1 protein-coding gene is annotated in these 410 nt (G+C 35.4%); it reads left to right on the forward strand.

The features are described from left to right. Positions 1-263: 263 nt before the first annotated feature. Positions 264-410: helix-turn-helix domain-containing protein (locus TH606_RS12140; RefSeq protein ID WP_408033341.1), on the forward strand; the 147-nt coding region annotated here is incomplete at its 3' end.

Genomic DNA, 410 nt, shown 5'->3' on the forward strand with positions numbered 1-410 from the left:
TGGCTCCGCTCGTGTGAGGCTTTGCGAACCTTCAAGGACAAACTGAAAATAAAAATGGTAAGAGGGAAAGGGCACCCTCAAGAAATCAAAGTTATTGTCTCGTGAGTTTCTTCTTTTGAAGATAAACCCCACAATGAGCTTGACTTTTTTTGAATTTTTTCATATAATAATGGACGATGTTAAACTTTAGTGTATTTGAATAGAACATTTTGAAACCAACCCTGGAGGCGTATTAAGATATGAGTGATAAAGAAAAAAAACTAATGACTGTGAAAGAGGTAGCAGAATACTTACAACTTGATGAGCATACAATTTATAGAATGGCAAGAAAAGGAGAAATCCCTGCTTATAAAGTGGCTGGACAGTGGAGATTTAAAAGAGAACTCATTGAAGAGTGGTTAGAAAAATAT

Origin of the sequence: Thermodesulfatator autotrophicus, from assembly GCF_001642325.1 — a bacterium.
Classification (GTDB): Bacteria; Desulfobacterota; Thermodesulfobacteria; order Thermodesulfobacteriales; family Thermodesulfatatoraceae; genus Thermodesulfatator; species Thermodesulfatator autotrophicus.